Source organism: Acinetobacter sp. TSRC1-2, assembly GCF_049895885.1.
Lineage (GTDB): Bacteria > Pseudomonadota > Gammaproteobacteria > Pseudomonadales > Moraxellaceae > Acinetobacter.
The window spans coordinates 24,358-49,956 of the sequence record NZ_JAFCTF010000009.1 but is presented as its reverse complement, the minus strand read 5'-3'; the positions used below and the strand labels follow the sequence as shown (position 1 = coordinate 49,956).

Annotated in this window: 28 protein-coding genes; 2 read left to right on the top strand and 26 right to left on the bottom strand. The window is 40.8% G+C overall.

All coding sequences use genetic code 11. The annotated features are described in order from the left end of the window. Nucleotides 1-47 precede the first annotated feature (47 nt). The 25 genes from rpsA to ACP69Y_RS10520 form a co-directional block, all read right to left on the bottom strand. Nucleotides 48-1,724: a 30S ribosomal protein S1 gene (gene rpsA, locus ACP69Y_RS10640; protein WP_131216210.1), complete on the bottom strand. Its 1,677-nt coding sequence runs from the start codon at nucleotides 1,722-1,724 to the stop codon at nucleotides 48-50. A gap of 107 nt (nucleotides 1,725-1,831) precedes the next feature. Continuing rightward, the gene (cmk, locus tag ACP69Y_RS10635) at nucleotides 1,832-2,515 is read right to left on the bottom strand and encodes a (d)CMP kinase (protein ID WP_425918368.1); all 684 of its coding nucleotides are present in this window, start codon (nucleotides 2,513-2,515) and stop codon (nucleotides 1,832-1,834) included. Nucleotides 2,516-2,532: 17 nt separating this feature from the next. Then, nucleotides 2,533-2,964, bottom strand: coding sequence for an SRPBCC family protein (locus tag ACP69Y_RS10630; protein WP_425918367.1), 432 nt, complete (start codon nucleotides 2,962-2,964; stop codon nucleotides 2,533-2,535). 58 nt (nucleotides 2,965-3,022) lie between these two features. After that, complete coding sequence (gene tadA / locus ACP69Y_RS10625) at nucleotides 3,023-3,544, bottom strand: tRNA adenosine(34) deaminase TadA (protein ID WP_425918366.1); 522 nt, start codon at nucleotides 3,542-3,544, stop codon at nucleotides 3,023-3,025. Nucleotides 3,545-3,546: 2 nt separating this feature from the next. Next, a complete protein-coding gene (locus ACP69Y_RS10620; RefSeq protein ID WP_425918365.1) occupies nucleotides 3,547-4,671 on the bottom strand; it encodes an enoyl-CoA hydratase/isomerase family protein in 1,125 nt (374 codons plus the stop codon). Beyond that, complete coding sequence (ung, locus tag ACP69Y_RS10615) at nucleotides 4,668-5,381, bottom strand: uracil-DNA glycosylase (RefSeq protein ID WP_425918364.1); 714 nt, start codon at nucleotides 5,379-5,381, stop codon at nucleotides 4,668-4,670. The genes ACP69Y_RS10620 and ung overlap by 4 nt, the downstream gene beginning before the upstream one ends. Nucleotides 5,382-5,431: 50 nt before the next feature. Then, nucleotides 5,432-6,028 carry a 6-pyruvoyl trahydropterin synthase family protein gene (locus ACP69Y_RS10610; RefSeq protein WP_425918363.1) on the bottom strand — a complete coding sequence of 199 codons (597 nt, stop codon included), beginning with the start codon at nucleotides 6,026-6,028 and terminating at the stop codon, nucleotides 5,432-5,434. Nucleotides 6,029-6,185: 157 nt separating this feature from the next. Beyond that, nucleotides 6,186-7,133 (bottom strand): type II secretion system minor pseudopilin GspK, encoded by a 948-nt coding sequence (gene gspK / locus ACP69Y_RS10605; RefSeq protein WP_425918362.1) that lies wholly within the window; start codon nucleotides 7,131-7,133, stop codon nucleotides 6,186-6,188. A 21-nt stretch (nucleotides 7,134-7,154) separates the two neighbouring features. Next, the gene (gene gspJ, locus ACP69Y_RS10600; protein WP_425918361.1) at nucleotides 7,155-7,889 is read right to left on the bottom strand and encodes a type II secretion system minor pseudopilin GspJ; all 735 of its coding nucleotides are present in this window, start codon (nucleotides 7,887-7,889) and stop codon (nucleotides 7,155-7,157) included. Then, nucleotides 7,889-8,278 carry a type II secretion system minor pseudopilin GspI gene (gene gspI / locus ACP69Y_RS10595; RefSeq protein WP_425918453.1) on the bottom strand — a complete coding sequence of 130 codons (390 nt, stop codon included), beginning with the start codon at nucleotides 8,276-8,278 and terminating at the stop codon, nucleotides 7,889-7,891. Before gspI ends, gspJ begins: the two co-directional genes overlap by 1 nt. Nucleotides 8,279-8,393: 115 nt before the next feature. Beyond that, the gene (locus ACP69Y_RS10590; RefSeq protein ID WP_425918360.1) at nucleotides 8,394-8,951 is read right to left on the bottom strand and encodes a pilus assembly FimT family protein; all 558 of its coding nucleotides are present in this window, start codon (nucleotides 8,949-8,951) and stop codon (nucleotides 8,394-8,396) included. 9 nt (nucleotides 8,952-8,960) lie between these two features. Next, nucleotides 8,961-9,575 (bottom strand): TetR/AcrR family transcriptional regulator, encoded by a 615-nt coding sequence (locus tag ACP69Y_RS10585; RefSeq protein WP_425918359.1) that lies wholly within the window; start codon nucleotides 9,573-9,575, stop codon nucleotides 8,961-8,963. A 46-nt stretch (nucleotides 9,576-9,621) separates the two neighbouring features. After that, nucleotides 9,622-10,395 (bottom strand): TatD family hydrolase, encoded by a 774-nt coding sequence (locus ACP69Y_RS10580; protein WP_425918358.1) that lies wholly within the window; start codon nucleotides 10,393-10,395, stop codon nucleotides 9,622-9,624. 26 nt (nucleotides 10,396-10,421) lie between these two features. Next, nucleotides 10,422-10,763 (bottom strand): PilZ domain-containing protein, encoded by a 342-nt coding sequence (locus ACP69Y_RS10575; RefSeq protein WP_425918452.1) that lies wholly within the window; start codon nucleotides 10,761-10,763, stop codon nucleotides 10,422-10,424. 19 nt (nucleotides 10,764-10,782) lie between these two features. Next, nucleotides 10,783-11,766: a DNA polymerase III subunit delta' gene (locus ACP69Y_RS10570; protein ID WP_425918357.1), complete on the bottom strand. Its 984-nt coding sequence runs from the start codon at nucleotides 11,764-11,766 to the stop codon at nucleotides 10,783-10,785. Between the two features lie 29 nt (nucleotides 11,767-11,795). After that, entirely contained in the window at nucleotides 11,796-12,557 is a 762-nt protein-coding gene (kdsB, locus tag ACP69Y_RS10565; protein ID WP_425918356.1) for a 3-deoxy-manno-octulosonate cytidylyltransferase, read from the bottom strand. Between the two features lie 12 nt (nucleotides 12,558-12,569). Beyond that, a complete protein-coding gene (gene lpxK, locus ACP69Y_RS10560; RefSeq protein ID WP_425918355.1) occupies nucleotides 12,570-13,574 on the bottom strand; it encodes a tetraacyldisaccharide 4'-kinase in 1,005 nt (334 codons plus the stop codon). A 3-nt stretch (nucleotides 13,575-13,577) separates the two neighbouring features. Next, nucleotides 13,578-15,305, bottom strand: a complete 1,728-nt coding sequence (gene msbA, locus ACP69Y_RS10555) for a lipid A export permease/ATP-binding protein MsbA (RefSeq protein WP_425918354.1) — start codon at nucleotides 15,303-15,305, stop codon at nucleotides 13,578-13,580. Next, entirely contained in the window at nucleotides 15,305-15,727 is a 423-nt protein-coding gene (locus tag ACP69Y_RS10550) for an ExbD/TolR family protein (protein ID WP_425918353.1), read from the bottom strand. Before ACP69Y_RS10550 ends, msbA begins: the two co-directional genes overlap by 1 nt. Nucleotides 15,728-15,735: 8 nt before the next feature. After that, nucleotides 15,736-16,374 carry a MotA/TolQ/ExbB proton channel family protein gene (locus tag ACP69Y_RS10545; RefSeq protein WP_425918352.1) on the bottom strand — a complete coding sequence of 213 codons (639 nt, stop codon included), beginning with the start codon at nucleotides 16,372-16,374 and terminating at the stop codon, nucleotides 15,736-15,738. A gap of 32 nt (nucleotides 16,375-16,406) precedes the next feature. Continuing rightward, entirely contained in the window at nucleotides 16,407-17,294 is an 888-nt protein-coding gene (locus tag ACP69Y_RS10540) for a ParB/RepB/Spo0J family partition protein (protein ID WP_425918351.1), read from the bottom strand. Next, nucleotides 17,291-18,073 (bottom strand): ParA family protein, encoded by a 783-nt coding sequence (locus tag ACP69Y_RS10535; RefSeq protein WP_067866770.1) that lies wholly within the window; start codon nucleotides 18,071-18,073, stop codon nucleotides 17,291-17,293. Before ACP69Y_RS10535 ends, ACP69Y_RS10540 begins: the two co-directional genes overlap by 4 nt. Before the next feature lie 25 nt (nucleotides 18,074-18,098). Continuing rightward, nucleotides 18,099-18,731 carry a 16S rRNA (guanine(527)-N(7))-methyltransferase RsmG gene (rsmG, locus tag ACP69Y_RS10530; RefSeq protein ID WP_425918350.1) on the bottom strand — a complete coding sequence of 211 codons (633 nt, stop codon included), beginning with the start codon at nucleotides 18,729-18,731 and terminating at the stop codon, nucleotides 18,099-18,101. An 85-nt stretch (nucleotides 18,732-18,816) separates the two neighbouring features. Continuing rightward, on the bottom strand, nucleotides 18,817-19,506 hold the full coding sequence (gene murU, locus ACP69Y_RS10525; RefSeq protein WP_425918349.1) for an N-acetylmuramate alpha-1-phosphate uridylyltransferase MurU: 690 nt from the start codon (nucleotides 19,504-19,506) through the stop codon (nucleotides 18,817-18,819). Next, complete coding sequence (locus ACP69Y_RS10520) at nucleotides 19,506-20,519, bottom strand: aminoglycoside phosphotransferase family protein (RefSeq protein ID WP_425918348.1); 1,014 nt, start codon at nucleotides 20,517-20,519, stop codon at nucleotides 19,506-19,508. Before ACP69Y_RS10520 ends, murU begins: the two co-directional genes overlap by 1 nt. 120 nt (nucleotides 20,520-20,639) lie before the next feature. On the opposite strand from ACP69Y_RS10520, the gene ACP69Y_RS10515 reads away from it, so the two are divergent. Together ACP69Y_RS10515 and ACP69Y_RS10510 are read left to right on the top strand one after the other, a co-directional pair. After that, entirely contained in the window at nucleotides 20,640-23,099 is a 2,460-nt protein-coding gene (locus ACP69Y_RS10515) for an LPS-assembly protein LptD (protein ID WP_425918347.1), read from the top strand. Beyond that, nucleotides 23,099-24,403, top strand: coding sequence for a peptidylprolyl isomerase (locus tag ACP69Y_RS10510; RefSeq protein ID WP_425918346.1), 1,305 nt, complete (start codon nucleotides 23,099-23,101; stop codon nucleotides 24,401-24,403). Before ACP69Y_RS10515 ends, ACP69Y_RS10510 begins: the two co-directional genes overlap by 1 nt. A 645-nt stretch (nucleotides 24,404-25,048) precedes the next feature. On the opposite strand, the gene hfq is transcribed toward ACP69Y_RS10510, so the two are convergent. After that, nucleotides 25,049-25,576: an RNA chaperone Hfq gene (gene hfq, locus ACP69Y_RS10505; RefSeq protein WP_425918345.1), complete on the bottom strand. Its 528-nt coding sequence runs from the start codon at nucleotides 25,574-25,576 to the stop codon at nucleotides 25,049-25,051. Nucleotides 25,577-25,599 lie beyond the last annotated feature (23 nt).

Genomic DNA, 25,599 nt, shown 5'->3' with positions numbered 1-25,599 from the left:
TAAAAAGTATTAGTTAATTTACATTAACAATACATTTTAACGCCTACTTAGTTGCCCATTTGAGCTTTGATCAAATCACCAATAGTCTTAGGACCATTTTCTGTAGAAGTTGTTGCTGTTTTCAAGTTAGCAACTGCTTCTTTCTCTTCAGCTTCGTCTTTCGCTTTGATAGACAAGTTGATAGAGCGTGATTTACGATCTACGTTGATGATTTTAGCTTCAACTTCTTGACCAACTTCCAAGAATTTAGTTGCATCTTCAACGCGATCGCGGTTGATTTCAGAAGCTTTAAGAGAGGCTTCAACTTCGTCAGCTAACTTAACAGTTGCGCCTTTAGCGTCAACAGCAGTCACAGTACCTTTAACCAAAGCACCACGTTCGTTAGTTGCCAAGAAATCATTGAACGGATCATTGTTCATTTGTTTGATACCAAGGCTGATACGGTTGCCTTCAGCATCTACAGACAAGATAACCGCTTCAACAGTGTCACCTTTCTTGTAACGACGAATCGCTTCTTCACCTTGTTCGTTCCAAGAAATATCAGACAAGTGAACTAGACCGTCGATACCACCTGGTAAACCGATGAAGATACCGAAATCAGTGATTGATTTGATCGTACCTGATACTTTTTCGCCTTTGTCGTGGTCTTTAGCAAACTCTTCCCATGGGTTAGCACGAGTTTGTTTGATACCAAGAGAAATACGACGACGTTCTTCATCAACTTCAAGAACCATAACATCAACTTCGTCACCAATCTGAACAACTTTAGATGGGTGGATGTTTTTGTTAGTGTGATCCATTTCTGAAACGTGTACTAAACCTTCAACGCCTTCAGCGATTTCAGCGAAACAACCGTAATCAGTCAGGTTAGTTACGCGCGCTTTAACGATTGAACCTTTAGGGTAACGGTTCATGATCGCTAACCATGGATCTTCGCCTAATTGTTTAAGGCCTAAAGATACGCGGTTACGCTCACGGTCAAATTTAAGTACTTTAACAGTAACTTCTTGACCAACTTCAACAACTTCTGAAGGATGCTTGATACGTTTCCAAGCCATATCAGTGATGTGAAGAAGACCATCGATACCGCCAAGGTCAACGAATGCGCCGTAATCAGTAAGGTTTTTGATTGTACCAGTAACTGTTTGGCCTTCTTCAAGTTGAGCAAGAAGAGCTTCACGGTCAGCTGAAGATTCAGCTTCCATAACAGCACGACGAGATACAACAACGTTATTACGTTTAGCATCAAGTTTGATTACTTTGAATTCTAACTCTTTACCTTCAAGGTGAGTTGTGTCACGGATAGGACGAGTATCTACCAAAGAACCTGGTAAGAATGCACGTACTGGACCGATGTCCACTGTGAAACCGCCTTTAACTTTACCAGAGATAACACCAGTAACGATTTCGCCGTCTTCAAAGATTTTTTCAAGTTTAGTCCAAGTTTCAGCACGTTTAGCTTTTTCACGTGACAAAACTGTTTGACCCATACCGTTGTCAAGAGCTTCAACAACAACATCAACAGTATCACCAACTTGAACTTCAAGTTCACGTTGGTCGTTTAAGAATTCAGCGCGGTCAACAATACCTTCTGATTTAAGGCCAGTGTCAACTGTTACCCAGTCAGAGTCGATGCTTACGACAACGCCTTGGATGACAGCACCCTTTTCAACGTTGAGGTTTAATTCGCTTTCTTCAAAGAGGGCTGCAAAAGATTCGGTCATGATATACCTGATAAAGTCAGCGGTCTTGGATCAGACAAGGCCGGTTTAATAAAGCTTCCACATAGTCCGTAATAAACTGATCTAGCTATGCTTTGGCTGAAAATTCTTTAATTGGCTAATTGCTTTTCGACAAAATTGGTCATCAACTTGAATACCTCATCGATGCCCAATTCTGAACTATCGATGATATAAGCATCTGCTGCTGGCTTGAGTGGAGCGACTGTGCGCTCCATATCTCGTTTGTCTCGAGCTTGTATATTAGCTAAAATGTCGCTTATTTTAACATCTAGCCCCATACCCTGCAACTGCTTTACACGTCGCGTCGCTCGGGATTCCGCTGAAGCAGTCAAGTAAATCTTGGCTTGCGCTTCCGGAAAAATAGAAGTCGCCATATCACGTCCGTCTGCAACCAAACCCGGTTCTTGCGCAAAAGCACGTTGACGCTCTAAAAGTGCAGTTCTAAGTTCAGGAATTGCAGCAACTTTTGAAGCAAACTCACCCACTCGTTCAGTACGGATGGTTTGAGTAACATCTTCACCCTCGAGTTGAACCTGAGTACCGGCTTCAGTTGTAACAAATTTTATGTCTAAATTTGTTGCAATTTTAACGCACTGCTCAAGCGCTGAATCCAAGCAATCCAACAATTCTTGTTGATGTAATGACAGCCCCAGCAAACGATATAAAGCACCAGAATCCAGTAAATGAAATTGATAGTGCGCTGCCAGTTTAGCCGCAAGTGTGCCCTTTCCAGAACCACTTGGACCATCGATAGTAATAATTTGAACTGTCATTAATTTTCCACTTTATGCTATACAGTTTTAGCGAGTTTCGAAAAACCTAGTTTAATCGCAGATTTAAGCTGTGCAAGGATTAATTTACTCACAAAGGGTGCGCGTGCCTGCAATTCAATGGTGTAAGTCACTAAAGTTTTGTCAGCATCTTTTGCTTCAAACTCAATAATCCCTAAATGATGTTTTACCAAAGGATTTTTAATAATTTGGTATTCGATACGCTGATTGGGTTCTAGCAAAGTAATTTGCTCCTGCAACGGTTTGACTGGACCAAAGCCCATACGACGCACTGAGCCAACACCATCTGGACGTTCAGGATCTGCAGAGTCTTTAATCCGTTCCACCTGAATCGGTGCGAAGGCAACATTATAAGTTGAGTGTTTTGATAACAAATCAAAAACCTGATCAATAGGTGCACTAAATTCTTTTTTTACTTGAATGGAATTCATAACTTATCCTAATTTTTATTGACAATGCTTATTGTCATTGTAGTTTACATGGTTTTAATTAATGATTCTGATCATTTACGGGCTTTTCTTGTAATTTCTGCAGTCGTTTTTGCTCACGGCGCATCTTAAAAAAATCACTGAGTTGCTTGGAACATTGCTCATTCAAACATCCAGCCTCAATGTCAAACTGATGATTATAATAGCCTGTTTCAAATAACTTTCTCGCACTAATCAGTGAACCTGCTTTTGGTTCAGTTGCACCAAACACTACTTTGGAGATTCGTGCATGAATCAAAGCCCCGACACACATGGTACAAGGCTCTAAAGTGACATACAGAACCGAGTCTTCTGGAAGTCGGTAATTATTCAGATGAGCACAGGCTTGGCGCAATGCTTGAACTTCAGCATGGGCGGTGGGATCATTTAAAGAAATGGGCGCATTATAGCCTGCACCAATAATTTGATTTTGGCTGACAATAATCGCACCGACAGGAATCTCCTGTTTCGATGCGGCAATAGCAGCTTGCTCGTAGGCAAACTGCATCCAGTACTCATCTGTCAATGGTGTTGCATCAGTCATTCTTAACCGATCACACCATAATGTTTCAACAAATTATTCCAGCTTTCATTTTTGGTCACAGGTGGACAATCAGCCAAAATTGCTTTCAGTGAGAAATCCGTTCCTTTTTTCCATTCTGGAGATAAGTCCTTATCCACCAAACGTGCACGCACACCTTCTACGAAATCGGGATGACGAATTTTCCAGTCAGAAATTTGAGTTTCAAGTTCAAATACTTCATTCCATGAATGAACCTGCTTACCCCACTGCCACAATAGCCAAGTTAAAGCTGCGGTTGTAGGCGAACCTTTCTGCAAGTTCTCACTGGCTTGACGTAACCAGTCACTGCGCGCATCACTCAGCCCAATAATAGATTCATAATCATGTTCGAAGTTCACGCCACGGCAAACACTATGAATCACATCTAGCGAGTTTTGCAAGGGTCCCGGACCCACTGGACGGTGCATCCCATTTAACGTGTCATCAATGGCACGAAAATCACCGGCCGGGTAGTGTCCCCAATTAATACTGATGACTTTTTCAAGTACGTTATCACGCTGCGCATCACAAATATGGGTCGCCCAACCAATCCCATAAGCACCTGCTGCGGTCATAATCGAACCGGTTAGCCCAGTAAACAGACCGATAGCCCCGCGATCTGCCAAGAAACGAGTAGCACCAACATCCGGATACAAACCGATGTTAATTTCAGGCATGGCCAAACGTGAATAAGGCGTGACTAAACGGAATGGTGCAGCCATGAATAAACCAAGCCCCCCACCCATCACATAACCTTCACCCCAAACCAGTACAGGCTTAGCATAGTTATGCAGCAATAAATCTAATGCATATTCTTGTTCAAAGAATTTATTTGCTGTCTCAACTTCATCATTTATTACCAATTGACGAAGTTTACGCACATCTCCACCCGCACAGAATGCTTTCGGCGTGGTTGAATCCAACCAAATGGCTTTAACAGCATCATCGTGGTGAAAATCTTGGAACACTTCCAATAGTGCGGTAACGATAGACTCATCCAAAGCATGCAGAGATTTCGGACGGTTCAGGCGAACAATGCGCCAGCCATTTCTTGCTTCTTCTACAATAAGATCAGGATGATAGTTTTTTAATTCAGGAGATTTTGTCATGCGTCCAGCTGCCAATTTATCGGCTCAATGCCATTTTGTTTCAGGTAATTATTTGCTTTTGAAAATACTTTACAGCCAAAAAAACCACCACGGTTTGCTGCAAGCGGTGAAGGATGTGCAGCTTTTAAAATAAGGTGTTTATTCGGGTCGATCCGCTGACCTTTACGTTGCGCATATGCTCCCCACAGGATAAAAACGATATGCTCACACTGCTCATTCAATACATCAATAACATGATCGGTGAAATCTTCCCACCCCTGTTTTTGATGCGAAGTTGGCTGACCTGCTTCAACAGTTAAAACTGCATTCAGCAATAAAACCCCTTGTTCCGCCCAACGTGTTAAATCACCGTGTTTTGAAACAGGAACACCCAGATCGGTATTTAACTCATGGAAGATATTACGTAAAGAAGGCGGTAATGCAAGTCCCTTTTGCACAGAAAAGCTTAATCCATGGGCTTGATTAGGACCATGATAAGGATCTTGACCTAAAATAACGACTTTCACATGGTTTAATGGGGTTGTATTTAAGGCATTAAAAATTAGCGAACTCGGGGGATAGATCACTTTATCTGCGTATTTTTCAGCAATCAGAAACTGCCTTAACTCATCCATTTTTGGGCTAAGCAAAAAATCACTCAAAACCGCTTTCCAACTCGCATCTAACTGAATTTTATTTAGTTGAGCTTGCTGTTGTTCCGTTAAAGACATAACTGCTTCCTAATCCTTTTTTGAAAACCTACCACGTGACTCAATGATCTTTAGAGGTGTACCTGAAGATCAACACTCGGGTTTTGGAATTTAATTCCTTGTTGTAATTTTTCATACATATTCGGGTCAGTCCATTCAACTTGAACTTGTTCAGAGAACACAATTTGTTCAAGACTCAGCACACCCATTTGCTCATTTTCAATATCTTCTACAAAGCTTTGGGCATACCCTGTATCGGTTTCATGCACAATCACAGAGTAAACCTCCACATCACCTTCCCCGTTTTGGGTTTCAGTAGACGCAAGCACCTGTTGGGCCAAGTAGAAGAAAATACGTGAAAATTGTTCTGCCGAAGGAGAAACGGGTAAAGCTACCCAACGTGCACTAAATTTTTTGCAAGCTTCAATATATTCAGCATCATCATGCTGCCAAAAACAAATGGCATGATCGAAACTGTCAAAAATGTCCTTGATTACGCCCTTCAACAACCCGAAGTCGTACACCATTTGACCATGATCAAGCTTCGAAGCTTTAAGCAATAATTCAACTTTATAACTATGACCATGAATCGAACGCTTACAGCGATCCGATGTGCAATTTCGCACAATATGAGCATTTTCAAACTTAAATAACTTACGAATTAACATGTGCCGTGATGTAATCAAAAATATGTGAATTGAATTTGATTATAAAGCAAAAGTGAAAGACTGGACATTACTTTTACTGTTCAACACTATTGACAAAACATATCTTAGCAAAACAAAGAATTAGGCACCTTATATTTCAGTGTATTGGTTTATATCCTTAAAATGGTGCCATACTACGATACGCTACATATACCGTTTTATCTTTACGCACCAAATCACTACTAAACTGACGTTTACGCTCGCTTAACAGCACTTCAATCCTGGCTTTGAAATAGCTGGATTGTACACCCAGCAAATTATTCACTTCATTTCGGACATCAGGATTAACCTGAGTGAAAGGTTCAATCGCCCAAAGATCACTAATATTTGAAAAATGCTCTAACTTTGCTTGGCGTTGCTGCAAGACCTGTTCAACCGCATTTACATCCAACTTGGGATCAAGACTCGCAAGTACCATCGCTGGCGCGGTATTTATATTGACTTTACTGTCTGATGTAGGTGCAGCACTGACATAATCCGCAATTTGCAGATATTTTTGACCTTCAAAGCCACGGACTAATTTAAGTTCTTCAACACTATGAAATTTACTGTTTGACGGTAAATAACCTTGTGGCAAGCCTTGATAGTAATTGGACTCTGCTCCCATCGCACCAATGGTTTCATCATCAGCATCTTGCCAATCAATCACTGCCTCGCTCAATTTTTCTGGCAAACCCACACGGATTAACAGCTTTTCAAACCAAGCTTTCGCCTGAGGATTCGCTGTACCGTCATTGTTGACCAAGCTATTTAAATTAAATTTACCTGATTCATCCTGCAAAGTTCCTGATACAAAGCCATCTTCCACTGGAAAAGCTGGCATCGGTTTGGCCCAGTTCTCTTGCAGATGATCAATATCCCCTGCATTTTTCGCATCATCTACCAACAGCTCTGAAAAAAAGGCTTCTGCACTTTTAGCATACAGTAAAGATTGGTTTTGACGCATCAAATATGCCGTATTTTCAGCAGTATTGGCCTGACGTTTGGCAATCGTCGCAGCAAGAATTGTTGCTAATGCGACCATGACCAAGATCGTAATTAAGGCGATACCCTGCTGCTGCTTCATGTTCAGTCTCTTTAACTTTGGTTATGTTGGATTATTTGAATTGTTATTTTGATTATTGTTCTGCGGTTTTAAGTAGTCTGTATTTAACAAACTAAAAATCCATTCATAAGCAACATCTTTTACTATTAATTTAATTTTAATCCCTTTGGGTAGTATCTGTTTTTGCACGACATCATTTAAATCCACTTGACCCTCTGGCCAGGAGGTTGACTCATTCGGATTTAGCACAACAATTTCAAACTGATCTACATCGTTTAACAACATGCTGGATTCGGGTTGATCGCGTCCACTGCTGTTTAAATTACGATATTTCAAACGATATAGTTTTTTTTCATCTGCACGATATTGATATTCCACACGTTCATCCGCGGAGATACCTTGTTGCAAAGGATCAGCCACCCCTGTTTTACTAAAATTAAAGCGCCCATTTTGCAAAACCAAAGCAGGTTGAATATTTTTATTGATATTCGCGCTAAGTGGCACGGCCTGAACCGTATCACGCAGAATTTGTTGATAGGCCTCTTGTAGCTGGCCCAAATTCACTTCATGTTGAGTATTACGCTCTTTGACTTTGATCAGATAATCAAAAACTTTCCAGCCTAATGCCGAAAGTACTGCAAATATGGCAATCGCCACCAATAATTCAACCAAGGTAAATCCTGAGCGAGGATTAACGAAACAACGTTTCGTCCGAGCGCAAGATGAGTAAGTTTGCTGTGAGTGTAGAGTTGGATTTTTTTTATTTTTCGTCTGCATTAAACTTTGGCCTTATAATTAAAGAAAACCAAATTGGTAATACCGGATTCCACTTTACCTGATTCAGCATTAAACAAACTGACTTGTACTTCTATACGTTGCACATTTGGGCTAATCGTAGATTGTGCAGATTTATCAATTTGCCAGGTTTCACCCTGCTGCGTGATCTGTTTGGATTGTGTTCCTTGCAACCACTCTTGGTTAATTTCCATCACGGCAACTTCATTTAAAGCAACAAATTGCGCTTTGGTACGTAAAATTGCGTTTGATGTCGCTTGCGTATACTGCATCGCCACTTTGGTAAAAGCGATTGCTGCTGTCACAAAAATGGCTAAAGCCACCATCACTTCTAATAGGGTAAAACCTGAGGCACGATTAAGTCGAGTAATACTCGACCTGAGAGGTATTACCTCGCAAGAAAGTCCGAAAGCTGTGCTTGAGGAGCAGCGATGAGTGAAACGCCGTTTCACCGCTGCGCAAGACCAAGAGCTATGCTTGGAATATCTAGCTTTCATTGATTTTACCTAAATGATCAATCTCGATTTCTTCACCAATCGGACGTTGCTCGAAATAAAACTGAATCCGTACCGGTTTTGCTTCACCATTGCCTAGCCAAAGTAATTTTGGTGCATTTGCATTCAGCAAATCATCATTATTGGCATTTTCATAGCGATGATCGAGAGCAGTAATACTGAACGAGACATGCTCAGGTAAAGCACGCTTTTCAAATTCTGAATAGTCTTGCCATTTTTTATTTTGATTGAGAACTGAATTTTGTGTAGCTTGAAGAGATGGAACTAGATATTCAACCACACCATAACGAAATGGCGATACATCTGTAGCAGTTTGAACATCAAGGGCAAAAATGCGTGCCTGATCATTCGCTTCACGATTAATCCTGCGTAAATCCATAATAAACACTTCACGTGCCTGCATGGCTTTACGTTGATCTACCCCGTTAATATGGGTAAGAATTAAAGATGCCATGATTGCCATAATCACAATCACCACCATCAACTCTATAAGGGTAAAACCGCGAATTGATGACGCTGTTTGCTTCATGGCAGACCTTTAGGCAAATTGTTCCGTGGAACGGATTTGTTTTGGCATCGCCAGCGCCTGGTCAATATAAGCCACACGCAATGTATCGCGTGAACCCAAATAACGCTGATAAAAACTAGAATTCAGGATTGCTGCTGCACCGTGGGTTAAAGCCCAAATGGAGGCCAAATAATCACGCACCGACATGCTACTTTGAATGCTTTCCAAATAGCTTTCAGTCATACGAAAAATAATCCGTAAGCGCTGCTTTCTCACCTGATACAGCTCGCTGAATAAATGATGAATTCCTACACCCGTGGTAGAAAGACGTTCTTCAATTTGATGGAACAGCACTGTACGTTCTGGATGATGTAAATGATGCAACATGAAGAAAGCCAAATGTTCTGGAAAAGCTTTCTCTACATCCTTGATCATCTCGAGCAACATCTTCTCATTACGGATAATGAGAAGCATATAGAGTTCATCTTTACTTTGGAAATGTTTATATAGAGTCCCTTTCGCTAGATCGAGTTCTGCTGCCAACGCATCAAGCGTCATCCCTGATTCGCCATTTTCTAATAACAGTTGCTCTGCAACCTGAAAAATTAACGCTTCTCTTGCTCGAAACTGAGCCTGACGATCCATCTTCACCCTGTAACTCTCTTTATGCGCTTATATCAATTCGAATTATTTACTTTAAATTGAGGAGATTTTCAAAATTTTGCATGGTAATGAAAGCAATTTCCTCAACTGACTTATCATATACATCACTTAAGGCTTTGGCTACATAGGGAACGTATTTTGGTTCATTAGACTTCCCTCTATAGGGCATTGGTGCCAAATAAGGACTATCTGTCTCAATCAGAACGCGATCCAGTGGAACCTGCTTGGCCACATCACGTAAATCTTGCGCATTTTTAAAAGAAACAATTCCAGAAAATGACACGTAATAACCACAATCCAGCACCGCCTTTGCAGTTTCCCAATCTTCGGTAAAACAGTGCAGAATGCCATGAGTCGACTTTTCAGCGCGAATGATATCCACCGTATCATGCTTGGCTGATCGGGTATGCACCACTACAGGTTTTTTGACTGCCTGAGAGGCATGAATATGACGGGCAAAACATTGTTTTTGTTCAGCAATGAAATCAGTACTATGAAAATAATCTAGCCCTGTCTCACCAATCGCCCAAACTTTTTCAGGCTGAGCCAGTTCAATTAAATAGTCGGTAGTTGCGCGCGCCATGGTCTCAGGATCTTCACAGGGATGAACCCCGACACTGTATCCGACATCAGCATGACGTGCTGCAATTGTAGCAAGCTCAATATGGTCATCCAGATCAACCGAGATACTCATGAACTTGGATACACCCGCTTCACGCGCCTGTGCTAATGCCAGATCTAAATTGCCATCATAAGGCGTTAAATCCAGCAAGGTTAAATGGCAGTGAGTATCTACAAACACGGTGAGATCCTAAATCGTTTAAACAGCTACATAGTGTAACTAGTTCGCCCCTCAGACTTAATACCTACAAGCAACTTTTCAGCTTCTGATTTGTAATAAACGCCTTTTTCACCAGTCAACTGCATCCCAAAGCCTTGCAACTTGATGCCATTTTGTTTTTGAGAAATCCAGATGACTTTACCTGTTAAAGGAATTTTTTGTGATTGTTCAGGCAAAGTTGCCAGTACAAACACCTCTTCACCAAGTTTTACCGGCTGTGTGGTTGGAATAAATAATCCACCACCGGCAACATAAGGCATATAGCTGGCATACAAGGTGTCTTTATCTGGAATATTCGCCTGAATAATACCGCCCATACGTGGTTGCATCATATTCCCCTTTAAATATTTAAATGTTCATTAGTTTTATACACAATTGATCAAGCACCAAATTAGCTTGTACGTTTTGCTCGATAAACTGTTTAGACTGTTGCAAATCGGAATAAATAGTAAATAAAAATTCCAATGAATATTGTTCTGATAATTCACTTAAATCCAAATCTGGATTTTTAACCTGCTGATTGAGCTTGACACAAATCAAATCGGACAACAAGTATTCAAACATGTGCGAAAAGTCACTAAAACTGAGGGCTTTGTTCCATTTGGTCGCAATTGCCATCGGCATATTTTTTTGACTGACCAATTTTAGCCAATCGTTTACAAACTCTTGTCGTTTGTTTAGCCATTCAGCTTGTGCCAATTGCATGGCCTGCAAAGGCATTTGATTGGACAGATTCAGCAATAGTTGTTTTTGTGTTTGATTCAACTCAGGTAACTGCTGAGACAAATACTCACCTGCCTGAACTTCCGACATCCGATCCAAAGCAAAATGTTGTAAACGGCTACGAATAGTCGCAGGAAGTTTCAGATAATGATCGGCCAGTAAAATAATGACAACACGATCTCCGGGTTCTTCCAGCGTTTTTAATAATGCATTCGCAGAAGCCACATTTAAAGCTTCTGCCGGCTCAATCACAATCACCCGCCAACCATCTACCGTTTGTTGTACAAAGGGCAATAAATCACGAATTTTTTCGATTTTAATTTTGGCGTTTTGCTTTTTATTTTCTTCATCTGTACTGATGTGCACATAGTTCGGATGGGTATCTGATTTCAGCCACAAGCAACTACCACATTCCCCACAAGGTACATTGTTTGCATGGCGATTAGAACACAACACCCAAGCCAAAAAATATTGTGCAAAAGCTTCTTTACCACAGCCTTTTTTGCCATAAAAAAGCAAGCCATGTGCAATTTTCGGGAAACGCCCTGTCAGCGTATCCCAAACGGTTTTTTGCCACGGATAAACTTGTGCGACTACATCGTTTTGCATTGAATTAAAGTCCAACCTCATCCCAACTCTTACTCAAAGCAGGAAACATCCATTTCATTAAGACGATCTAAATCCGCTTGCGTATCCACTCCGGGTGGCAAATTAGCTTCTGCAACCGCAATTGCAATACGATGGCCATTTTCAAGCACCCGCAATTGTTCCAAGCTTTCCAGTTTTTCCAGTACACCCATCTCCCAAGATACATATTCTTGCAGCAAATTCACCCGATATGCATATAAACCCAAATGACGGTAAGCTTGCTGATGTAATTCTTGAATGTCATGCTTCGCACCATCACGATCATAAGGAATTGTCGCACGGCTAAAATACAAAGCCTGGCTGTATTTAGACATCACTACTTTGACAATACTGTCACGATTAAATTCGTCTAGACTGTGAATCGGCTCACACAAGGTAGACATAGAAGATTCAGGTTGTGATTCCAGCAATTGGGCAACCTGTTGCACCAATTGTGCCGGAAGCAAGGGTTCATCACCTTGTACATTAACAATAATGTCTTCACTCGCCCAGCCTTTAATTCGAGCAACCTCGCTTAAACGATCTGTACCTGATGGATGATCAGCACTGGTCAGCACAACATCCACACCTTCTGCACGGCAAACTTCAGCAATCCGCTCATCATCGGTTGCGACACATAAATCATCAAAACCCGCGACTTTTTTTGCTTGATCCACCACCCGTAAAATCATGGCACGACCATGAATTTCCAGTAATGGCTTACCCGGTAAACGTGAACTTGCAAAACGGGCAGGAATAACAATATGTTTCATAAACAACGAACCTTAAGAAATTTGAATACCGAATTGCTGCAATTGCTGATGTAAAACTTCATAACAGCCTGGCGAAAGTACAGCCTCAACAGGAACCACCCAAATTTTCCGTTTAAAATCTGGATTTTGCTTTAGCAAGGGCAAAAGTTTTACTGCATCTTTTTCAGTGGTAATGATTGGACTTATATCTTCAAATTGAAGATCGGTAATTTCATACTCATAATGGTCGGGAAATTCATGACATTGAAATTGATGGATACCAATAGACGCTAAAGTTTCATAAAACCGCTGGGGAAAACCAATCCCGACCACCGCATAAAAATTATCAGATGGATTAAAGGGTGGACTATCTTCAGCATTCAGTAAATAGGGTGTAGCCACTTCTAAATGCATATTTAAAGCAGATGCAGGCGCTGCGGCATGCTCAATGACCGTGCCTGTGTTTAAACGGTTTGGAGGCTCGCGCAAATATCCTTCTGGCAATAACTTTTGATTACCCAAGCCACGATTCTGATCCAGAACAATCCATTCAATTTGACGAGCTAAAGCTAGATGCTGTAAACCATCGTCACTAATGATTAAGTCCAATGTATGCTTAGATAACAGATATTCAATACTGCGCTGTCGGTTTGAACCCACAACCATCGGAACCCCAGTGGATTGAACGATCAAACAGGGTTCATCACCCACAATTTCTGGCATAGATTCCAAATCGACATAAGCTGGAAAAGGACCTTTTCCACCATAACCACGACTAATCACACCCACCCGAACATTTTGACTTTGTAGATAATTTACCAGCTGGATCAGCAGCGGCGTTTTACCGCTTCCCCCGACAGTAATATTGCCGATTACCATTACCGGGACTGGGGCCTGATAGCTGGTCTTAATACCTAGTTGGTAAAGCTTTTTATTCAATAAAAAGCCACCACGATAAATCCATGATAAAGGTCTAAACACAATTAACCACTTGGCCTGTTTATTCCAAGCATCCTGAATCAATTGTGCAATTGACATAAATCAATTTTCCTCGAAATTACGCTGATGCAATTGGTAATAAGCACCATGCTTGGCAATGAGTTCCGCATGCGTACCTTGTTCCACAATTGTACCTTTATCCATTACCACAATAAGATCAGCATTTTCAATGGTCGATAGACGATGCGCGATGACAATGGTTGTGCGATTTTGCATTGCTGCATCAAATGCACGTTGAATATAGTATTCCGATTCGTTGTCGAGTGCACTAGTCGCTTCATCAAGAATCAAGATCGGTGCATTTTTTAAAATAGCACGTGCAATTGCAATACGCTGACGTTGTCCACCTGACAAGTTCAAGCCCTGTGCGCCCAATGGCGTATCGTAGCCTTGTGGCAGTGCCATAATAAAATCGTGCGCATAAGCGGCTTTTGCTGCAGCGATAATATCTTCATCGGATGCACCTTCGAGCTGCCCATAGGCAATATTTTCACGAACGGTTCGATTAAATAGCACCACTTGCTGATTGACCATCGCAATCTGGGTGCGCAAGGTATTCATATCCAGCGCTTGAATATCATGCTGATCTAAATAAATATGACCTGAACTTGCTTCCTGAAAACGCACCAGCAGATTCACTAAAGATGTTTTTCCTGCACCTGAACGCCCCACCAATGCAATGGTTTCACCCGCTTTAACATTCAAGTTAAAATCATGAATCGCTTGATGACCATCAGAATAAATTAAATTCACGCTTTGGAATTGAATATTACCTTTCAATACTGTAGTTAAAGTTCCTGTATTTTTTTCTTCGGGTAAATCGAGTAATTCAAAAACTGAATGTGCTGCCGCCATACCGCGTTGTAATTTTTCATTTACATCCGTTAAAGCTTTAATTGGTTTGCTTAACATACCCGCTGCTGTGATATAAGCAACAAACTCACCGGCACTGGTATCACGCAAAATTTCTGGTCGTAATGCAATCCAGATAATAAGCCCCATAGCAATCGACATAATAAATTGTACAACAGGGCTATTGAGCTGTTGTACCACCACCATTTTCAAACCACGTTTTAAGTTTCTGAGCGAGTGATCTTTAAAACGGGTTTGCTCATACTCTTGCCCACCAAAACCCTTTACCACTAAATTGCCATTTACCGTTTCTTGCACCACATGGTTAACATCCCCCATGGTGTCTTGAACTTGTAAAGATAATTTACGCATACGTTTCGCGGCTTGACGAATCAGAAAACCCATCAACGGAGCAAAAATCAGAATAATCAGGGTGAGTCGCCAATTGCTATATAACAAGTAGCCTAGCAATCCAATCGTAATCAAACCTTGTTGCACAATAGTTTTTAGTGATTCAGATGAAGCAGCGGTTAACTGCTCCACGTTATACATAATTTTAGCAGTGATATGACCACTAGTATTATCTAAATAATATTGAGACGGAAGTCTAAGTAATTTAGCAAAAACCTCCTGTCGGATATTAAAAACTAAATTCCGTGAGATCACTGCCGTGAAATACCCCCCAATAAAGGAACCTACTCCACGGAAAAACATCAGCAAAATAACCAGGAAAGGAAATATAGAAGTAAAGCCTTGATCTCTATTTTGGATTGCAGTAATGATTTTTTCTAGTAATTTTGCAATAGATACTTCTGTTGCTGCACTAATTGCAAAACCGATAAAAACTAATATCGCCACACCCCAAAAAGGCTTCAAATAGCCCAAAAGACGTAGATAGACTTTAAAATCTTGCTTCACTAATAACCTCTAGACGGAACTTTAGTACTAATGTTGATATTAACAAAGCCCAGTTGACCTGCAACATCCATCACCCGAATAACATCCTGATGCGTTGCTTTAGCATCCGCGGCAATCACGAACATTAAATCACGGCGATCATTAGAAATCTGTTTAATTGCAGTATTTAAATCTGCAATGTCTTTACTGTCAATCGATTGTCCGTTAATTGAATAATGCCCTGCAGCATCAACCACCACTTCAACTTTATGATCATATTGCTTGGGCGGAACACCCTGCGCATCCGGCAAGGTTAAATTCATACGGCTAAACTGGTTGAAGGTGGTCGATAACAGTAAAAAAACCAGAATAAACAGCAAGCAGTCGATCATGGGTGTCAAATTAATATGAATATCTTCAACTTGTGTGCGTTTGAATTTCATTTTTCACCCTAACCTGCTTTTCTAATATCTTGTTCTTCATCTGTAGAATCTTGATAGAAAAGTGCTGCATGAAATAAGGTCGATTGTTGCTCAAGCTCAGCAATATACTCTTGCACCAGACGCTGAAAATAACGATAGGCAAATAATGCAGGAATAGCAATAAACATCCCTGCTGCAGTTGTAATCAATGCTTTTGAGATACCTGGAATCATTAAGGTCGGGTTGCTGTTGGTGCCCAAATCAATTACCAAAAATGATTCAATAATCCCCAGAACTGTACCCAACAAGCCCAACAGTGGCGCCACCGCACTTAATGTGCCCAAGAAATTAATATTCTTTTCCAAATAGCCAATTTCTTGAGAAGCAGTGGTTTCCATCTGCGCGCGAGCATATTGCTCATTTTTATTTTTACTTTGATATCCGGCAGTAAAGATGCGTCCCAATGTACTACTTTGCAATATTTTGTCCTGCTGTAATTGTTGCATGACAGCATCGGCAGTCTGAGTGTGATTCAGCAACAATGCTTTGGGCAAAATCATCGATTTTTTTAATCGAATAAAGCGCTCAATGGTTATTGCTACTGTAAAAATCGAACATAAGACAAGGGGAAGCATAAGCCACCCACCTGCCTTGACTAATTCCCACATGTGTTTTTCCCCAATAAAACCAACAAAAAAAATTATTCTGCGAAACAAATATTCAAAATACCATCTAATTCATCAAGTGAATGATACTGAATGACAAGTTTTCCTTTGCCTTGCTTATTATGATCAATTTTTACATCTGCACTAAAACGTTCTGCTAAACGCCGAGTCAACTGCTGGATATCGGGAGCAAGATCCTCTTTGACTTTTTCTTGTTTAGGCGTGTTTAACTCACGTACCAGTTGCTCGGTTTGACGCACTGATAAACTTTTTTCAATCACATGTTCTGCAACTTTCAGCTGATCTTTGGCTTTTAAAGTTAAGATGGCTCGCGCATGTCCCATATCAAGCAGACCTTGCTGCATGAAATCTTTGACCGATTCAGCCAAAGTCAAAAGACGCAATAAATTACTTACCGTCGTACGGGCCTTACCGACTGTATCGGCAATTTCCTGATGACTTAAACCAAATTCTTCATGAAAACGCTGCAATGCCATCGCCTGATCAATTGGATTCAAGTCTTGACGTTGAATGTTTTCAATTAAGGCTAATGCAATGGCAACCTGATCGGTCAAGTCACGTACAATAGCCGGAATTTCAGTTAATCCCGCCAGTTGTGCAGCACGCCAGCGTCGCTCACCGGCAATAATTTCATAGGGGAATTTTTCATCCTCGATTGGACGAATGACAATGGGCTGCATCACCCCATGTTTTTCAATCGAAGCTGCAAGCTCTTGAAGATCGGGTTCATGGATAAAACGACGCGGTTGATATTCACCACGTTTCAGCAAATGAACATCAATCTGCTTCAGCTGACCATGATCTAAACCTTGAGCCTCCATTTGTAATTTTTCTTTCTGGATTGATCCAAGCAAGGCATCCAAACCACGACCTTTAGCTAATCCGCGTTTTTTTGTGGTCATGCTTTAATTCCTTTTTTTACTTTACTTTTCTTTAACACTTCAGCTGCTAAATTTAAGTAAGCAACTGCACCTTTTGAATTTTTCTCAAAATAGATAATCGGCAAACCATGCGCAGGTGCTTCAGCCAGGCGAACATTACGCGGAATCACGGTGTCATACAGCTTCTTGCCAAAGTATTGTTCAAGTTCTTCTGAAACATCACGTGTCAATGCATTCCGTGCATCATACATGGTGCGCAATACCCCTATAATTTGCAAGTCCGGATTCAGAGCTTGCTGAATACGGTCAATGGTTTGGGTTAAATCGGCCAAGCCTTCTAGTGCGTAATATTCACATTGCATTGGAATAAGTACACTATCAACCGCTGCCAAAGCATTTACGGTAATCAGGCTTAGGCTAGGTGCACAGTCCACAATAATATAATCAAAAGAATGTTCAATTTCTTTTAGTGCTTCACGCAGAATAAACTCACGCCCATCCTGTTCCGCAATCGCAAGCTCTACACCAGCCAAATCACGGTTTGCACCTAAAACTTTATAGCCGACTTCTGCTTTGCTAATCGCTGTCTCTATGGGAACTTCACCCAATAAAACATCGGTTACCGAATACAAAAGATCATTTTTTTGGATACCAGACCCCATCGTGGCATTTCCTTGTGAATCCATATCCACAAGTAAAACGCGCTTTTTTAACACAGCTAACGATGCTGCCAAATTTACTGCGGTTGTGGTCTTGCCTACACCACCTTTTTGGTTCGCAATCGCAATAATTTGTGCCATGGTAACCCCAATCCTTCGAAAATAATTAAATACGTTTTAATAAAAGCAGATGACGCTGTTCATCCAATCGCGGAACCTTTAACGCAATAATGTCACAGCTAAATTCCTGCTTAATGGCGGCTACTTCTTCTTCAGGAATTAAGCCTTTCATTGAAGCAATAATACTGTTTTCATGCATATAAGGTTTCGATGCAGTAACAAAGTCGGTTAATGATGCAAAGGCGCGACTGGTAATGACATCGAATTGACCCAAGTCATTGATGCTATCTTCATTTTCAACACGCGTTTGCACAGCAATCACATTTTTTAATTTTAAATCAGCAATAAATTGCTTCAAGAAACGAATTTTTTTGCCATTTGAATCGAGCAAAACACATTCACGCTCTGGCTGACATAATGCAATGATCATGCCCGGCATACCGCCACCCGTACCAATATCGAGCAGACGCCCTTGTGGCAAGTCCTTTAAAATACTTAAGCTATCCAGCAAATGCTTGACCAGCATTTCCTTTGGATCACGAATTGCAGTCAAATTATATGCTTTGTTCCACAATACCAAAGCATCTTGGTATTTGAGTAATAAATTTAAAGCCTCATCGCTGAGCTCTAAACCCAAAGCCTGACTACCCTGCTTGAGTTCTTGAAAAAACGTATGCATATACAATTAACGTCTCGAAAAAGTTAGGTGAAGTATACCGATTTATACATGAAGTCACAGTAGCGAGTGCTTAGTGAATACGCACTTAAGCGTACAAGCCTTGCTTAATTTGTTGATCCAGTGCATTTAATCGTTCCGGAGTGCCGACATCGACCCAAACTGCATGCATCTTCGAAGCTGATATTTTCTGTTCAAGCATGGCTTGTTTCAGCAAGGGTGCCAATGGGCGTTTACCGCCTTCCATACCTTCAAACATTTTAGGATGAATGACCGCTACACCACTATAAGTCAGTGCTTCACCCGGTTGTTTTTGTTCAAAGGTATAAGCGCGACCATTTGCCAAGGTAAAATCACCATTCGGATGCTGTTCCGGATTGGGTACAAATACCAGATGTGCTAAATCTTCTGCAAGCTGCACATTCAATAAACAACTGAAATCCATGGTGGTCCAGACATCACCATTGACCAAGATAAACGGTTCTGTGCCCAACAACGCCAAGGCATTAATAATACCGCCAGCTGTTTCCAAGCCTTCACCTTCATGTGACCACAGGATGTTTACCCCAAACTGTGAACCATCACCTAAAGCTGCAGCCAGTTTTTCACCCAGCCACGCGGTATTAATAACAATTTCAGTTACACCAATTGCTTGTAATTTTTCAATATGCCAAACAATGAGTGGCTTGCCACCCACTTCAAGCAAAGGCTTGGGCTTGTGTAGCGTCAGTGGACGCATCCGGTTACCCATCCCCGCTGCAAGAATCATCGCTTTCATTATGCAGCAACCTCATAGCTGCCATATTTAGCTTCAAATTTCGGCATTACTTTCGATTGAATAAACTGCATAAAAGGTTGCAGTTCTGGATAATCTTTACTTTCTTCAAGTAAATACCACATCACACGCGGCAAATCTTTCAAGTAACCTGTTTTTCCATCACGCTCAAATAAACGCACAAAAATGCCTAAAATTTTAATATGACGCTGAACCGCCATGAAGTCCGCATCACGTTTAAACTGTTCAAAATCGCGATCCTGTTTTGCAGCTGCAGGCAGCAAGTCATAAAACACTTTAAACCATTGATAAACCTGATCTGCGTTCCACTGTACATAAGCATCACGGGTAATCGAGATTAAATCGTAAGTATCGGCACCAATCACCGCATCTTGGAAATCAATTACTCCAAGATCATTCTCTCCTTCAATTTTCATAAGGTTACGGCTATGAAAATCGCGATGCACAATCACTTGCGGTTGCGCCAGTGCTGCATTGGCCAAAATTGCGAAGGTACGTTTAATTAATGCCTGCTCGTCTTGAGTGGGTTGAATATTTAATGAAGGCAACATCCAGTCTGTGAGCAATTCCATTTCAGAAATGAGTTTTTCACAGGAATAAGCCGGAAAATTTCCTGTACCATCAATTGCTTGCAATTCGATCAACTGTTTAAAGCTTTGTGCGTAATAGGCATCAACCGTGTCATCGTTAAGCAAGGTTGAGAGCAAAATATCACCAAAATCTTCTAGCAATAAAAGGCCTTGCTGCAAGTCTTTAGCGACAATATGCGGAACACGAACGCCATGACTATCGAAAAACTGGTCAATCGTCACAAAAGGCACACAATCTTCTTTTTCTGGTGGTGCATCCATGAGCATAAATGTTTTATTATTCAACTTGATTCGTGCATAACGACGGAAGCTTGCATCGCCTGGCAAAAAATTAATTTCAAATTGATCTGAATCAAGTACAGATGTAATCCATGTATATATGATTTGTTCACGTTGTGTTTTCATTTGCGATAAATTCTAAAACAGGCTGAGTTTTTAAAGTACTAAGTGTAGCCACTTATAAACTTTTTCTCTATGATGCGAGAATAATTAATTGCGATTAAGCATACTTGGTTAATGAGACAAATGAAGCATCAGTTTAAATTTAATCCTTTAGCGACTGCTATCTTGACCCTTCTATGTGGCAGCTCGATTTCAAGCTATGCTGAGTCCACACTTCCAGCTTCGACTGTCGACAATCAAAAAATGAAGGACAGCATTCAGGAAGCTTATCCGGGGCAACAATTTTTTGAACAATATTATGTTGATAAATCATCACCTGAAGCTCAGCAACGTCAGGGAAAATATTTAAGTTCCGCTTATTGTCAAGGTGCCTGGGTTACCCCGATTAGCCCAGAAACCAAAGCCGTTGATGCTTCAGATGCCACTTCGGTGGTCACTGCCGATTATGGTCATTACGATCCTAATGGTGACTCTGTCCTTCAAGGCAACGTACTGATTGATCAACAAGGCCGTCAAATTCGTGCCGATAAAATCACCATTGACCAGACTCAAACTTTTGCCAATGCTGAAGGCCGTGTACAAATGGCCCAAGCGGGATTACTCGCACAAAGTGACCAAATCAATTACAACTTAAAAACCCAGCAAGGCGATTTAAAAAACAGCTTCTATATTTCAGAAGAACAGCATGCCCATGGACATGCAGAAAAAATTGCCCGTACTTCTGAAAATGTTGTGGTGATGAACAATGCAACCTACAGCACCTGCCCGCCGGATGAAACGCCCACCTGGAAAATTCAAGCGGATAAAATTACTTTAAATCAGGAAACGGGTCGTGGTGAAACGCGTGGAACCAAGCTGTATGTTAAAGATGTTCCGGTTCTAGCAGTTCCTTACTTTAACTTCCCGATTGATGACCGCCGCACCACGGGTGTTTTGACACCAAGTTTCGGCTTTACCAACGATGGTGGTGTAGAACTTGCTGTCCCAGTTTATTTAAATCTGGCACCAAATTATGATGCTACCGTTACTCCGCGATATATTGCTGATCGTGGGGCAATGCTTGAAGGTGAATTCCGTTATTTAACTGAAAACTTCGGCGCAGGTATGATTTGGGGTGGTTATCTAGCTTCGGATGATAAATATGATGGTCAAGATCGTAAAGATTTGCATCTCCTCCATCAATGGCAAATTAACGATCAATTTTCTACCAACCTAGATTATAACTATGCCTCAGATAAAGATTATTTTGCCGATTTAAATAACAACCCGAACTCGAAGACCGACTTAAACTTGCGTCGGGCCTGGGAACTCAACTATAAAAATGGTATTCCCGGCTTAAAAGCCCAGTTAAAAGTTGAAGACTTCCAGACTCTGGATAAGACAGTGTCTGATGAAGACCGCCCTTATGCCCGTTTACCACAGTTCCTGTTAAATTATAAAACAGGCAATCTACTGGGTTTGCAATACGAATTCAATAACGATACTGCTTACTTTAAAAAGGATATTAGCCTTTCTAATACAGCAAATACAGGCTCCTTTGAACCAAGTGGTACACGTATTTACAATGACTTTGCTGTTCGTTACAACTACCGTAATCCGTGGTCATTTGTTATTCCTGAAGTATCGATTCGTAACATCAACACTTTCTACGATCAAGATACGATTAATGCCAACCAGAACACCAATTCTTCAAGTGAAAGTCAATCGGTAACCGTGCCGCAATTCACCTTAGATACGGGCTTGACCTTTGAAAAAGATGGTAAGTACCTGCAAACCATCACTCCACGTGCATTTTACGCCTACGCACCGTATAAAAACCAAAATGGTCACCCAAATTTTGACTCGGCAACTGCATCAATCAATTATGATCAATTGTTCAGCCCGCGTCGCTTTTATGGTCATGACCGTTTAGAAGACAACAATTTCTTGTCTTTAGGTCTAAGTTATAGCTTATTTGATGAAATTGGTCTGGAACGTTTAAAAACCAGTATCGGACAAAGCTATTACTTCGAAGATCGTCGTGTAAAACTAGATAATGAATCTGATGATTTTGATACTGAACGTCATACTGGTCCTGTTCTCAGTGTATCTAGCCAGCTTTCCCAGAATTTTAGTATTGGTGCAAATTCGGCATGGATGTCAAATGGCGATAATGCTCAACGTGACTTGCAGCTATATTACACCGGTGATCAAGGTAATCTTTATAACGTGGGTTACTTCTATCGCAAAGATATTCCTAACCGACAAAAGCAATATGATCAAGTCGTTGCATCGTTCATTCAGCCTGTATCTAATAACTGGCGTATTATGGGACATGCTCAATACGACATAGATAACAACGTCGCACGTGAATACCTATTGGGTGTAAATTATGAAGCGTGTTGCTGGGGTGTTTCAGTGTATGGACGTTCTTACTACAATGACCTGGATGATGTAAACGCGGATGGCGTAAATGCAAAACGTGCCATTATGGCTGAAGTCAGCCTGAAAGGTTTAGGTGGTTTCAACAAAAAACTTTCATCATTACTAGAAAATCGTATTCTAGGTTTTAATAAAATTAATCAATCTTGGACACAACGTTAATGAAGACAATACAGTTAAAACATTTTTTTAAAGCGACAGCTCTTGCTTTAGCTTTTTCTTCATCAATGGCTACATTCGCACAACCAACAGACGAGGTGGTTGCTTTGGTAGATAACAGTGTCATTTTAAAAAGTGATTTAGATCAAAGTATTGCAGAAATAAAATATCAACTCGAAGCTCAAAAAAAACAGGTTCCACCCGCGCAATACCTGCAACAACAAGCACTCGATCAACTGATTATTCGTCAAGCTCAACTTGAGCAAGTCAAACGCTACAACATTAAACCAAATGAAAAAGAGCTGAATGAAGCAGTTCTTAAAGCAGCCAATCAATCGGGCAGCAAAAGCTTGGAAGCATTTCAGCAGAAATTGGATGCTATTGCCCCTGGCACTTATGAATCATTACGTAACCGTATTGCAGAAGATTTAGCGATTAATCGTTTACGTCAGCAAATCGTGATGTCACGCATTAAAATTAGTGACCAAGACGTAGAAAACTTCTTAAAAACTCCCCAAGGTCAAGCAGCATTAGGCCAGCAAGTTCATGTCCTGCATGTCCGTATTTCGGGTGAAAAAAATATTGAAAAAGTTGCAGAACAAGTAAAGGCTGCGTTAAAAGACAGTAATGATATTGGTGCTATTGATAAAAAATTCACAGCCAATGGCGTAAAAGTCGAAAGTGCAGATATGGGTTTTCGTAATCTGTCAGAAATCCCGGGCGAGCTTGCAGCACGCGTAAGCCCGCTACAGGTTGGGCAAACTACGGACTTGATTAAGGTTCAAGATGGTATACATGTTCTAAAATTGTTAGACCGTAAAGGCGCAGAGCAAAAAGCCATGGTGCCTCAATATCAAGTACGCCATATTTTAATTCAACCTTCTGAGGTCGTTAGTCCTGAAAATGCAAAACAACAAATTGACAGCATTTATAATCGCTTAAAAGCAGGTGAAGATTTCGCAGTACTTGCATCAACCTTCTCCAATGATCCAGGTTCTGCTCGCGATGGGGGGAGCTTAGGTTGGGTGAATCCTGGAGTTATGGTTCCCGAGTTTGAAGCAAAAATGAAAAGTACAGCTGTGGGTCAAACCAGTGCCCCATTCCAGTCCCAATTTGGCTGGCACATCCTTCAAGTGACAGATACTCGCCAAAAAGACATGACGCGTGAATATCAAGAACGTATGGCACGTCAAATTCTGGGTGAACGCCAGTTTGATGCAGAGTTAGATAGCTGGTTACGTGAAATTCGTAGCAATGCTTTTGTCGAGATTAAAGACCCAAGTCTGGATCGTAAAAAAAATAAATAAACTTAATTGAGTTAGAGTTAAAAAAACCAGTTGCAATGAGTAACTGGTTTTTTATTGCATAAACATTCAACCCGGCTTTACATAAAAATTGGGCAAATTCATTTAGGTTTTGTTGACATTTTACAAGTGTAATCAGATCAAACTATAAGAGAGCAACAAAATTTTCATCGTTCCACTTTAGTCTGTCTTATGATAAAACTTGGACATTTATGGGTTGACCATCATTCACAATTGATTCCATTGGGTTGCTATTTGCATCTACTGCCAAATGATTTTTTGGATTGTCTGCATGGATCCTTTTTAAGATATTTTGACTTTTCATATCAGCAATATAATTGTATGTTCGAAAAAAACTTAATGAATCAATATCCTTTCTAAATCAGTATTATTTATAATTAAACATAAATATTTCAATAACTTACTTTCTTTAGGTCAAAAATCAAACTTCTTAACTATTGAGTTGAAATTAGCGATAAAGTTAGGAAAACCTCGCTAAGAGCAACCGGGTCGAATTTTATTTTAATGATTGAATTTTACTTTATCGCTATTTTTACCTAAGCATATATATATACAAATTCAATTTAAAACCATAAATATTTAAATAAAAAAAACCTCTCACGAGGAGAGGTTTTTAAGAATCAACAATTAACGATTATTTTCGTCATCTTGAGAATCTTCAAATTTTGTTTCGCCTTCAAAACCCGGGTTTGATTGACCACCGAAGCCACCTTGACCACCGAAGCCACCTTGACCACCGAAGCCACCTTGACCACCAAAGCCGCCAGTTTGACCACCGAAACCACCTTGACCACCGAAACCGCCAGTTTGACCACCGAAGCCACCTTGACCACCGAAGCCACCCCCTTGACCACCGAAGCCGCCAGTTTGGCCGCCGAAGCCACCTTGACCGCCTTGAGCACCAAAGCTACCAGGAGCGCCTTGAGCACCAGCAGGAGCGCCAGCAGGACGTGGATTACGCGCAGGAACTACTGTAGAAATCGCGTGTTTGTAAACCATTTGGCTTACAGTATTTTTTAATAAAACGACATATTGGTCAAAAGATTCAATATGACCTTGTAGTTTAATACCGTTAACAAGGAAGATAGAAACAGGGATACGTTCCTTACGGAGAGAATTCAAGAATGGATCTTGTAAAGTTTGACCTTTAGACATGTTATAACTCCAAAAAAATTTAA

Bases quoted from the DNA above. Each gene is read 5' to 3' on its own strand.
- rpsA (WP_131216210.1), bottom strand. From the start codon at position 1,724: ATGACCGAATCTTTTGCAGCCCTCTTTGAAGAAAGCGAATTAAACCTC.
- cmk (WP_425918368.1), bottom strand. From the start codon at position 2,515: ATGACAGTTCAAATTATTACTATCGATGGTCCAAGTGGTTCTGGAAAG.
- ACP69Y_RS10630 (WP_425918367.1), bottom strand. From the start codon at position 2,964: ATGAATTCCATTCAAGTAAAAAAAGAATTTAGTGCACCTATTGATCAG.
- tadA (WP_425918366.1), bottom strand. From the start codon at position 3,544: ATGACTGATGCAACACCATTGACAGATGAGTACTGGATGCAGTTTGCC.
- ACP69Y_RS10620 (WP_425918365.1), bottom strand. From the start codon at position 4,671: ATGACAAAATCTCCTGAATTAAAAAACTATCATCCTGATCTTATTGTA.
- ung (WP_425918364.1), bottom strand. From the start codon at position 5,381: ATGTCTTTAACGGAACAACAGCAAGCTCAACTAAATAAAATTCAGTTA.
- ACP69Y_RS10610 (WP_425918363.1), bottom strand. From the start codon at position 6,028: ATGTTAATTCGTAAGTTATTTAAGTTTGAAAATGCTCATATTGTGCGA.
- gspK (WP_425918362.1), bottom strand. From the start codon at position 7,133: ATGAAGCAGCAGCAGGGTATCGCCTTAATTACGATCTTGGTCATGGTC.
- gspJ (WP_425918361.1), bottom strand. From the start codon at position 7,889: ATGCAGACGAAAAATAAAAAAAATCCAACTCTACACTCACAGCAAACT.
- ACP69Y_RS10590 (WP_425918360.1), bottom strand. From the start codon at position 8,951: ATGAAGCAAACAGCGTCATCAATTCGCGGTTTTACCCTTATAGAGTTG.
- ACP69Y_RS10585 (WP_425918359.1), bottom strand. From the start codon at position 9,575: ATGGATCGTCAGGCTCAGTTTCGAGCAAGAGAAGCGTTAATTTTTCAG.
- ACP69Y_RS10575 (WP_425918452.1), bottom strand. From the start codon at position 10,763: ATGCAACCACGTATGGGCGGTATTATTCAGGCGAATATTCCAGATAAA.
- ACP69Y_RS10570 (WP_425918357.1), bottom strand. From the start codon at position 11,766: ATGCAAAACGATGTAGTCGCACAAGTTTATCCGTGGCAAAAAACCGTT.
- kdsB (WP_425918356.1), bottom strand. From the start codon at position 12,557: ATGAAACATATTGTTATTCCTGCCCGTTTTGCAAGTTCACGTTTACCG.
- lpxK (WP_425918355.1), bottom strand. From the start codon at position 13,574: ATGTCAATTGCACAATTGATTCAGGATGCTTGGAATAAACAGGCCAAG.
- ACP69Y_RS10550 (WP_425918353.1), bottom strand. From the start codon at position 15,727: ATGAAATTCAAACGCACACAAGTTGAAGATATTCATATTAATTTGACA.
- ACP69Y_RS10545 (WP_425918352.1), bottom strand. From the start codon at position 16,374: ATGTGGGAATTAGTCAAGGCAGGTGGGTGGCTTATGCTTCCCCTTGTC.
- ACP69Y_RS10540 (WP_425918351.1), bottom strand. From the start codon at position 17,294: ATGACCACAAAAAAACGCGGATTAGCTAAAGGTCGTGGTTTGGATGCC.
- ACP69Y_RS10535 (WP_067866770.1), bottom strand. From the start codon at position 18,073: ATGGCACAAATTATTGCGATTGCGAACCAAAAAGGTGGTGTAGGCAAG.
- rsmG (WP_425918350.1), bottom strand. From the start codon at position 18,731: ATGCATACGTTTTTTCAAGAACTCAAGCAGGGTAGTCAGGCTTTGGGT.
- murU (WP_425918349.1), bottom strand. From the start codon at position 19,506: ATGAAAGCGATGATTCTTGCAGCGGGGATGGGTAACCGGATGCGTCCA.
- ACP69Y_RS10520 (WP_425918348.1), bottom strand. From the start codon at position 20,519: ATGAAAACACAACGTGAACAAATCATATATACATGGATTACATCTGTA.
- ACP69Y_RS10515 (WP_425918347.1), top strand. From the start codon at position 20,640: ATGAAGCATCAGTTTAAATTTAATCCTTTAGCGACTGCTATCTTGACC.
- ACP69Y_RS10510 (WP_425918346.1), top strand. From the start codon at position 23,099: ATGAAGACAATACAGTTAAAACATTTTTTTAAAGCGACAGCTCTTGCT.
- hfq (WP_425918345.1), bottom strand. From the start codon at position 25,576: ATGTCTAAAGGTCAAACTTTACAAGATCCATTCTTGAATTCTCTCCGT.